Genomic DNA, 9,104 nt, shown 5'->3' with positions numbered 1-9,104 from the left:
CTGTCACCAACCGCTTGCACAGCAGCACCCCCGACACGAGTTAACAAAGTACTACTAGGGCCGACAGGTATCGATTCGCGACAGTCCTGTGCTCCTGCTAGAGTTGACGACGTCGCCGGGAGGCCGACCGGGAGGCCGGTCAGACCGAAACGCGGCGGGCGTCATTAGCTCAGTTGGCAGAGCAGCTGACTCTTAATCAGCGGGTCCAAGGTTCGAGTCCTTGATGACGCACGAGCAGAGTGGCCTCGGCCGAGGTGCCGGGGTCACGCTTGTTCCGAGGCCGGTGGAACGTCTCACATCGGCCCGCGTCCGATCCGGAGCACGTCGAGGTTCCGGTACACTGGGTGGAGGAAGACAGGGCCGAGAGCCCGGTCTCCGAACAACACGCGTCATTAGCTCAGTTGGCAGAGCAGCTGACTCTTAATCAGCGGGTCCAAGGTTCGAGTCCTTGATGACGCACAGGAGTGAGCAAAGGCCCCGGTCCGTGGACCGGGGCCTTTTTCGTGCGGGCGCCCCGGCCGGACCCGGCCCATGCATATCCGTGGGAACCGGAGAGTCTTCTCGGGCATCCCACCTGCGGAGAGGGGGACACCGAACAGCTGTCCTCCGAAGTGGTGCGGAACAGGAAAAATGTGGATCAGATGAAACCGCCGCCACCGCTCTCACGTCGTTTCCTTACGGCGGTCGAGAGCTGCCCCATCGGCCCGGAGCGGCTGTGGCCAGGAGCGAAGAGTGATTCCCCGAGTGTTCTCGGTGCGCTGCCGTGGTCCGGGAAAACGGAATCGACGTGCAGGACCCGATGAGGGAAACCTGCCTTGTCCCGTCCATGCGGGATCCCCTGAAAACCCCTGGAGTACATTCATGCCCTCAGTCCTCAACGCCCCCCGCATCGCCTCCTCCGTCGTCGCCCTCGGCGCAGCGGCCGTGCTGACCGGCTGCGGTGTGCTGACCAGTGCGCTCGGTGGCGGCGAACTCGGCGGGAACGTCCTCTCGGTCGGGGTCGGTGACTGCTTCGTGGTCTCGGAGATGGACCAGTCGTTGTTGGAGGGCGAGGTCTCCGATGTGCCGCTGGTCGACTGCTCCGAGCCGCACGACGGCGAGTTCTTCCACGTCGAGGTGCTGCCCGACGGCGACTTCCCCGGGGACCGGTCCGTCGGTGAGCGGGCCACCGAGGCCTGTGAAGGCCAGGCCTTCACCGACTTCGTGGGCACCGACTACGCCTCGAGCGAGATCTGGGCGTACCACCTCGTGCCCACCCGGCAGAGCTGGGAACAGGCCGACGACCGCGAGATCCTCTGCTACCTGGAGACCACCGGGATGGTCAACGGTAGTCAGCAGGGCGCGGGGATCTGACGAACGTGAGCGGCCGCTCACGCCTGCGACCAGCACGGGCACGGTTGCGGGTGCGATCCGGCGCCGTACGTCCGTGCCGCACGGCCTCGGGTTGATACCAGCTGCGAGGTGTGCGTATCCGTAACGTGCCACCGGCCGAGATGCCGGTGTGCGAACAACGAATCAGTGGAGTGCTCATGTTGTCCGAAACGCGCCGTCTGCTGGCCGGCCGCATTGTCCTCGGGAGCCTCGCAGCCGGTGCCGCGTTGTCCCTCTCGGCGTGCGGCCAACTGCCCCTGCTGCCCCCGGCCCTGAGCGGCGACAGCGCTGAGGAGACCGCTTCCCCCGAGCCGGCCGAGGAGGAGCCGGCCCAGGAGGAGACGACCGACGACCCGTTCGAGACGCAGGACACGCCGGAGGAGGTGGACCCCGAGGACACCGACGTGTTCTCCCTCCGTGTCGGCGACTGCCTCAACGAGATGAATTCCAACATTGACGAGACCGTCTCCGAGGTGCCGAAGATCGACTGCGGGGAGCCGCACGACTTCGAGGTCTTCCACACCACCGACCTGAACGGTGGCGACACCTTCCCGGGCGAGGAAGAGGTCGCCGATCTGGCCGACGAGGCCTGCGTCGACGCCTTCGAGGATTTCGTGGGGGTCGCCTGGGAGAGTTCCAGCCTGGAGTACACCACGCTCTTCCCGACCGCTCAGGGTTGGGAGGACCACGACGACCGCGAGGCACTGTGCATGGTGCTCGACCCCGCGGGTCAGACCGAGGGAACCCTGGAGAACGCCCGCTTCTAGGACGCTTCCGACGCTGAGGGACCCCCGGGGCTCTGCTCCGGGGGTTCTTCGTGTCCGGACCCGCGCAGGTGCAAGGTCTTCCTGCAACAAAAAACCTGCGCGCCCCTGGTGCGGGGGTCGTCGTTCCGTTACGGTGACTCTCTATTAGGAAAGTTTCCTAATAGATGTCCTTCAGTCCCCCCGCCGAAGGAGCACCCCTCCCGTGGCCACCGACACCGCGGCTCCGACTCCGCCGCCCGACGCCGGGGGCGACGCCACGACCGCACGGGACGACGGGGCCCGCCTCCCGCCACTGCGCCGGATCTGGTCGAACTACGTGTTCGTGAAGGTCCGCAAGGCCCTCGTCGTCGTGTTCGTCGTCGCCAACGTGACCTTCTTCCTGGGCCGGGCCATGCCGGGCGACCCCATCGACGTCATGGCCGGGCGCCTGACCCAGGGCGGCATGTCCATGGAGGAGGCACGCGCGATCGCGGCCAACTCCCTGGCCTACGACCCCGATGCCCCGCTCTGGAGCCAGTGGTGGGAGTTCGTCACCGGCCTGGTCACCCTCGACATGGGCAACACCATCAACCGGCCCGGACAGAGTGTGGCCGAGGCCATCACCGCCTACCTGCCCTGGACCATGTTCAGTATCGGGATCGGCACCCTCCTGGCCATCACCACCGGCTTGGCCCTGGGAATGGTCATGGCCTACTGGCGCAACCGCGTCCTCGACCACGTTCTCAGCGTCGTGGCCTCCGTGCTCGGGGCGACCCCCAACTATCTCATCGCGATGCTGCTGGTCGTCGGCGGCGGCATGTACCTGGGCTGGTTCGACCCCGTCGAACTGCGCGGCACACTCAGCCCCGGGGTGCGCCCCGGCTTCACCGCGGAGTTCCTCGGGGACGCCCTGTACCACGCCGCCCTGCCGATCTTCACCTACGTGCTCGCCATCATCGGTACCTGGATGCTCGTCATGAAGGCCTCCACCACCGAGGTGCTCGGCGAGGACTACGTCACCGTCGCACGCGCCCGCGGACTGCGCGACCACCGCATCGCCTTCTCCTACGTCGGCCGCAACGCGGTGCTGCCGCTGGTCGCCCAGATCGCCATCTCCTTCGGGACCCTCGTGGGCGGCGCGATCTTCGTCGAACAGGTCCTGGTCTACAAGGGCGTGGGCGGACTGCTCCTGGACGCCGTCAACTACCGCGACTACCCGCTCCTGCAGGGGCTGCTGATCATCATCACTTCCTGTGTGGTGCTCGCCAACCTCGTCGCGGACCTGCTCTACAGCCGTATCGACCCGCGCGTCCGCACATGAGGGGGCACCGTATGGCCGTCACCACCGCTGCTCCCGCCGCCGGCGTCTGGGGCACCATCTGGCAAGGGGTGACCCGCAGCGCCAGCGGGGTCATCGGGCTCTGCCTGGTCCTGAGCGTCCTGGTCTTCGCCTTCGTGGGCCCGTACCTCATCGACCCGCACAACCCCACCGACACCACCGCCATCTGGGGCCCCATCAGCTCCGAGCACTGGTTGGGCACCAACCACGAGGGCAAGGACACCTTCGTCCAACTCGTCCTGGGCGGACGCGAACCCATCTGGGTGGGGACCGCGGCCGCCTTCATCACCGTCGCCATCGCTGTCGTCCTCGGCGGCATCGCCGGATACGTACGCGGACGAGTGGACCATGTCCTGCTCCAGATCACCGACATCACGATGACCGTCCCGTTCATCGTGCTGATGCTGGTCGTGGCCTCCTTCTACCGCACCTCCTCACCCCTGATGGTCTCCTTCATCATCGGGCTGGTGACCTGGCCCTTCCTCATGCGCTCGATCCGCGCACAGGTCCTGACCCTCAAGGAACGCGAGTTCGTGGAGGCCGCACGCCTGCAGGACCTGGGCACCGTACGCATCCTCTTCGTCGAAGTACTGCCCAACATGGCGGGCTACATCTTCGTCAACTTCATCATCGCCATCACCAACGCGGTCTACGCCGTCGTCGGCATGTACCTGCTCGGACTCCTGCCCAGCACCGCCGACAACTGGGGGCTGATGATCCAACAAGCCTGGGACAACAACGCCTTCCTGCTGCCCTCGGCAGCGCCCTTCCTCATCGCACCGATGGTGATGATCATGCTCTTCCAGGTCGGCCTGGTCACCATGACCCGGTCCCTGGAACAGGCCCTCGATCCCCGACTCCGGGACAGGTGAGCTCCGTGACCCACACATTCCCCGCCTCCCCGCCCGCCGGCGGACCCCTGCTGTCCGTGCGCGGCGTCGACGTCGGGTACCGCACCGGACGCCGCACGCAGCTCACCGCGGTCCACGACGCCACCTTCGACCTGTATCCGGGCCAGTCCATGGCTCTGGTGGGCGAGTCCGGTTGCGGCAAGACCACCCTGGGGCTCGGCCTCCTGCGCCTTCTGCCCCGCACCGGAACGGTCTCCGCCGGCAACATCCTCTTCCGCCGCAAGAGCGGGGACGTGGTCGACCTGCGCAACCTGGCCGAGCAGGACCTGCGCCGGTTCCGCTGGAACGAGGCGGCCATGGTCTTCCAGGGGGCGATGAACGCCTTCAACCCGGTCCTGCGCGTGGAGGAGCACTTCCTCGACACCTTCCGCGCCCACGAACACCGAGCCCGCCGTCGCAGAGAGCTCCTCGAGCACTCCGCCGAACTGCTGTCCATGGTCCGCCTGGAGCCGGCCCGGGTACTACCCAGCTACCCCCACGAACTCTCCGGAGGCATGCGCCAGCGCGCCCTCATCGCCCTGGCCCTGGCGCTGCGTCCCCAACTGCTGATCCTGGACGAGCCCACGACCGCGCTCGATGTGCTCACCCAGCGCTCCGTCGTCGAGCAACTCACCGAACTGCGCGAGCGCCTGCGGTTCGCGATGGTCTTCATCACCCACGACCTCGGCCTGGCCGCGGAGCTCGCCGACCGCGTCGGCACCATGTACGCCGGGCGCCTCGTCGAGACCGGAACGACCAGGGACGTCTTCCACCGTCCCCGCCATCCCTACACCTCGGCGCTCATCGGTTCCGTGCCCCCGGTCACGGGCGACCTGACCGTGCCAGAACCCCTGACCGGCGGCCCTCCCGGGATCGGTGCACTACCCCCGGGATGCTCCTTCGCGCCCCGCTGCCCCCGGGGGATCGACGAGTGCACCACCACCCGACCCGAACTGCGGATCCTGCGCGCCAGGGACGAAGGACTCAGCCACGCCGCCGCGTGCCTGCGCGCCGACGGCGCCGAACTCTCCACCGAGGAGGCCACCCGTGATTGACCCGGCCGCACCGACCGAGACCGGGGGCCGCCCCGCCGATCCCGTCCCGGGGGCGGCGGGTGGTGGTTCCGGAACCGTCCCGCCCGTGCTCAGCCTGCGCGGTACCAGCCGGGTCTTCTCCACCCCGCGCGGCGAGGTGCCCGCCGTGTCCGGGGTGGAGCTGGATGTACGTCCCGGGCAGGTCCTGTGTCTGGTGGGCGAGTCCGGCTGCGGCAAGACCACCACCGCACGGATGGCCGCCGGCCTGGCCGGACCCACCGGGGGAAAAGTGCTCTACCGCGGCGCCGACCTGCGCGGACTCGACAAACGGGCGCGGTCCGGTTTCCGCCGCTCGGTCCAGTACATCCACCAGGACCCCTACGCCTCCCTGAACCCTGTGCGCACCGTGCAGTCCACTCTCACGGCGGGTCTGCACCGCCACGGATCGGTCAAGGGCGGAGCCCAGGCACGCCGTGCCGCGGCCGCCCTGTTGGAACGGGTCGACCTCGTTCCCGCCGAGGACCACCTCGACAAGTACCCGCACCAGTTGTCGGGCGGCCAACGCCAGCGGGTGGCCGTCGCCCGTGCCCTGGCCATGGAGCCGGAGGTGGTCATCGCCGACGAGTCCACCTCGATGCTCGATGTGTCCGTCCGGATCAGCCTCCTCAACACCCTCGGGGCGCTGCGCGAGGACCTCGGGGTCGGTTTCCTGTTCATCACCCACGACCTGGCCGTGGCGAAGTACTTCGCCTGGGACGGCGAGATCGCGGTCATGTACCTGGGCAGGATCGTCGAGCAGGGGCCCGCCCCCGCGATCGTCAACGACCCCCGCCACCCCTACACCCGTGCCCTGGTGTCGGCGGTCTGCGAGCCCGACCCCGACCTGGCCCGTACCAAGGAACGGGTGCGTCTGCGCGGGGCCGACATCCCCGACCCGACCGACCTGCCCTCCGGGTGCGACTTCCATCCCCGCTGCCCCCTGTACGAACAGGGCCGGTGCGACACCGAACGTCCTCCGCTGGTCGAGTCCGGGGGCCGCCGTTCCCTGGCCTGCCACGTCGTGAACGGGGCGGGGTGAGCGGTGTGCTCCTCATCGGCCGTTCCGGTCTGGCCGTCGGGGCGCTGCTGGTGGTCACCAGCACATTCACCGCGGTCGTCAGTCCCCCGGGCACGGCCGAGTCCGTGATCAGCGCCCTCACCGTCGGTATCGGCGTGCTGGTCGTCGTCCTCGGTCTACTCGCCCTTCTCCTGGAAAGGAAGCGTCACGAATGACCTCCACCCCCCGACAGAACGCATTCCTTCACGATTTGAGTCGGCGCCGTCTGCTGCGCGCGGTGGGGTTCGGTAGCGCCGGTGCGGCCGGTGCCGGGCTCCTGTCCGCGTGCGCCGGCGGTGACGCGGCCGACGGCGCCCCGACCCGGTTCAACGGGGTCTTCGACTTCGACCTCGACGCCCAGACCCGTAACGTGCACACCGAGGACGGGGCCCTGCTCCTCAACTCCGTGTACAAGGACCTCTTCCTGTGCACGGGCGCGATGTTCAACTGGGCCACCGGGGAATGGGAGCACCTGCTCCTGGAAGGACACGAGTGGGACGGCGACGACCTGCTCGTCACCCTCGAGCCCGAGCTGCGGTGGAGCGACGGCGAGGGGCTCGACGCCGACGACATGCTCTACAGCTACGCCATGCGGATCCTGGAGGCCCCGCCGTGGGGTTCCGGGTTCCCGCAGGTGCAGGAGATCGAGAAGATCGACGATCTCACCGTACGCCTGGGTTTTGAGGACCCCTTCGACAACATCGAACGCAGCATCCTCAAACACCGCATCGTCTCCAAGATCACCTACGCCGACCTGGGGGAGCGGGCCCTGAACCTGGTCCGGGAGGGGATACGCCAGGGCGACGTCGAGCACACCGAGTGGAACGCCGAGTACATCGAGTTCAGCCCGGAGGAGATCGTCTGCAGCGGCCCGTACAAGTTCGACGAGGCCCGGATGTCGGACGCGCGTATCACCCTGGTGCGCAACGAGGACGGGTACCAGGGCACCGAGGTCAACTTCGACGAGGTCGTCGTGCACAAGGGGGACAACCGGCAGTCGGCGCTGCTGGTGCAGCAGGGCGAGGTGGACTATTCCACGCTGGCCCCTTCGGCCGCCGACCAGCAGGCTTTCCAGGAGGTGGAGGGGTTCACCTGGATCGAGCACGCCGGGTACGACGGTGTGGGCCTGATGTTCAACTACGCGGCCAAACCCGAGCTGGAGGACGTGCGGGTACGCAAGGCCCTGGCCCGCGTCCTCGACGGCGACCAGATCGGCCGGGTGGCCCGTGGCGAGGGCTATCACCGCGTCGAGTACTACACGGGCCTGGTCGACCGGCAGGCGGAAGAGATCATGTCGGCCCAGGAGTTGGCGGGGCTGGAGACCTACGAACAGGACCTGCAGAAGGCGGAGGAGCTGCTGGAGGAGGCCGGATGGAGCAAGGAGGGCGGTTCCTGGCTCCTGCCCGACGGGTCTGCGGCCGAGTTCGAGATCATCGGGGTGGCCGGCTGGAACGACTTCGAACTCACGGCCACGCAGGTCGAGGAGGCTTGGAACGGCTTCGGGATCAGCACCACGGCCCGCAACGTGCCCGAGGACAATCCGTGGGGGATCTGGGGCGCAGGTGACTTCGAGGTGGCGGTACGCCACTGGGGCAACCCCGAGCGGCCCGACCACTGGGGCGCTTTCCAGATGAACTTCCTGACCGAGAACGACCCGGGAGGTGAGGCACCGGGACAGTCCTTCGAGCTGCAGGTGGAGAGCCCTTCGCAGGGGGAGGTCGACCTGGAGGAGCTGGTGGAGGCCGCGCAGCGCGGCCGTACGGAGGAGGAGCGCACCGAGGCGCTCAGGACGATGATGACCGTCTTCAACGAGTTGCTGCCGCGGATCCCGCTCTGGGGATACACCTACCTGTCTCCCGCGGTCGAGGGGGTGCGGGTGGAGTCCTTCGACCAGGACCACCCGGCCGACCGGAACGAGCAGTACCAGGACAACCACGTGATGCTGCAGCTCATCCAGGGGGACCTCCGCCCGGTGCAGGACTGACGCGGCATTTCCGGACAGGGGTGCCCGTGATTTCGGCGGGCGCCCCTGTCTTCTTGTGTTCGAAATCTCGCTCGAACGGACGGGTATTTTTGCCCGTCAGCAGACCCGGAACCAGGGAGTAGCTAGAGGAATAAAACGGTCATACTCGTACTAAGCGACCTAAGGTCAGTGTGCTGAACATCCGGCATGGCAGGCGTTCCCGCATGTCAGCGGTGGAATGAGGGGCCTCTTTTCGGAGGATCTCCGATTCCTCTGTCAAGCCGGTCCGGCTTTGTTAGTCTGGCGAACCGAACGACGGTTCTCGGGGTAAGTGCAGGAATTGTGCAGGGTATGGATACATGTCTGATGTCCGGCTCACCCGGCCGGGCCGGAACCCGTACCTTCCGTGCACGTACCACCCGGGCCCGTCGCGGCGTTCCCCCGGCGAACGGGGCACCCGGCCGAGGCGGGGGCCCGTTCACGGCCCCCGGCACGCCCGCTCCTCGGCGAGGACGGCGACGGCGGGCCACCGCCGACCCGCCCACCCGAGTCGAGGAGACGAGATCGTGGCACAGGCGAAGTCACCGTACGACGGCGACGACCCCCTCCTGCCCCGGGCGGCGTCGGCGGAGGCCGGGCAGGCGATCAGGCGAGAGGGGCGGTTG

Annotated in this window: 8 protein-coding genes and 2 tRNA genes; all 10 read left to right on the top strand. The window is 67.9% G+C overall.

All coding sequences use genetic code 11. The features are described from left to right. The first annotated feature begins 158 nt into the window (after nucleotides 1–158). A tRNA-Lys gene (locus D456_RS0111705) sits at nucleotides 159–231 on the top strand. A 155-nt stretch (nucleotides 232–386) separates the two neighbouring features. Then, nucleotides 387–459 (top strand) — tRNA-Lys (locus D456_RS0111700). A gap of 402 nt (nucleotides 460–861) precedes the next feature. After that, nucleotides 862–1,353, top strand: coding sequence for a septum formation family protein (locus D456_RS0111695; protein WP_017576370.1), 492 nt, complete (start codon nucleotides 862–864; stop codon nucleotides 1,351–1,353). Nucleotides 1,354–1,529: 176 nt separating this feature from the next. Continuing rightward, nucleotides 1,530–2,138 carry a septum formation family protein gene (locus tag D456_RS0111690; RefSeq protein ID WP_040699164.1) on the top strand — a complete coding sequence of 203 codons (609 nt, stop codon included), beginning with the start codon at nucleotides 1,530–1,532 and terminating at the stop codon, nucleotides 2,136–2,138. A gap of 202 nt (nucleotides 2,139–2,340) precedes the next feature. Continuing rightward, nucleotides 2,341–3,438, top strand: coding sequence for an ABC transporter permease (locus D456_RS0111685; RefSeq protein WP_017576368.1), 1,098 nt, complete (start codon nucleotides 2,341–2,343; stop codon nucleotides 3,436–3,438). Between the two features lie 11 nt (nucleotides 3,439–3,449). Beyond that, entirely contained in the window at nucleotides 3,450–4,328 is an 879-nt protein-coding gene (locus D456_RS0111680; RefSeq protein ID WP_017576367.1) for an ABC transporter permease, read from the top strand. After that, a complete protein-coding gene (locus tag D456_RS0111675; RefSeq protein ID WP_017576366.1) occupies nucleotides 4,325–5,401 on the top strand; it encodes an ABC transporter ATP-binding protein in 1,077 nt (358 codons plus the stop codon). Before D456_RS0111680 ends, D456_RS0111675 begins: the two co-directional genes overlap by 4 nt. Then, nucleotides 5,394–6,458 carry an ABC transporter ATP-binding protein gene (locus tag D456_RS0111670; protein WP_017576365.1) on the top strand — a complete coding sequence of 355 codons (1,065 nt, stop codon included), beginning with the start codon at nucleotides 5,394–5,396 and terminating at the stop codon, nucleotides 6,456–6,458. The genes D456_RS0111675 and D456_RS0111670 overlap by 8 nt, the downstream gene beginning before the upstream one ends. After that, the gene (locus D456_RS0111665; protein ID WP_017576364.1) at nucleotides 6,455–6,652 is read left to right on the top strand and encodes a hypothetical protein; all 198 of its coding nucleotides are present in this window, start codon (nucleotides 6,455–6,457) and stop codon (nucleotides 6,650–6,652) included. Before D456_RS0111670 ends, D456_RS0111665 begins: the two co-directional genes overlap by 4 nt. After that, nucleotides 6,649–8,460 carry an ABC transporter substrate-binding protein gene (locus D456_RS0111660; protein WP_017576363.1) on the top strand — a complete coding sequence of 604 codons (1,812 nt, stop codon included), beginning with the start codon at nucleotides 6,649–6,651 and terminating at the stop codon, nucleotides 8,458–8,460. The genes D456_RS0111665 and D456_RS0111660 overlap by 4 nt, the downstream gene beginning before the upstream one ends. Nucleotides 8,461–9,104: the final 644 nt, after the last annotated feature.

It is taken from the genome of Nocardiopsis kunsanensis DSM 44524 (assembly GCF_000340965.1).
GTDB lineage: Bacteria > Actinomycetota > Actinomycetes > Streptosporangiales > Streptosporangiaceae > Nocardiopsis > Nocardiopsis kunsanensis.
This window is presented reverse-complemented; position numbering and strand designations above follow the sequence as displayed.

What these genes read in the sequence shown, in the direction of transcription:
- D456_RS0111695 (WP_017576370.1), top strand. Translation starts at nt 862, where the DNA reads ATGCCCTCAGTCCTCAACGCCCCCCGCATCGCCTCCTCCGTCGTCGCC.
- D456_RS0111690 (WP_040699164.1), top strand. Translation starts at nt 1,530, where the DNA reads ATGTTGTCCGAAACGCGCCGTCTGCTGGCCGGCCGCATTGTCCTCGGG.
- D456_RS0111680 (WP_017576367.1), top strand. Translation starts at nt 3,450, where the DNA reads ATGGCCGTCACCACCGCTGCTCCCGCCGCCGGCGTCTGGGGCACCATC.
- D456_RS0111660 (WP_017576363.1), top strand. Translation starts at nt 6,649, where the DNA reads ATGACCTCCACCCCCCGACAGAACGCATTCCTTCACGATTTGAGTCGG.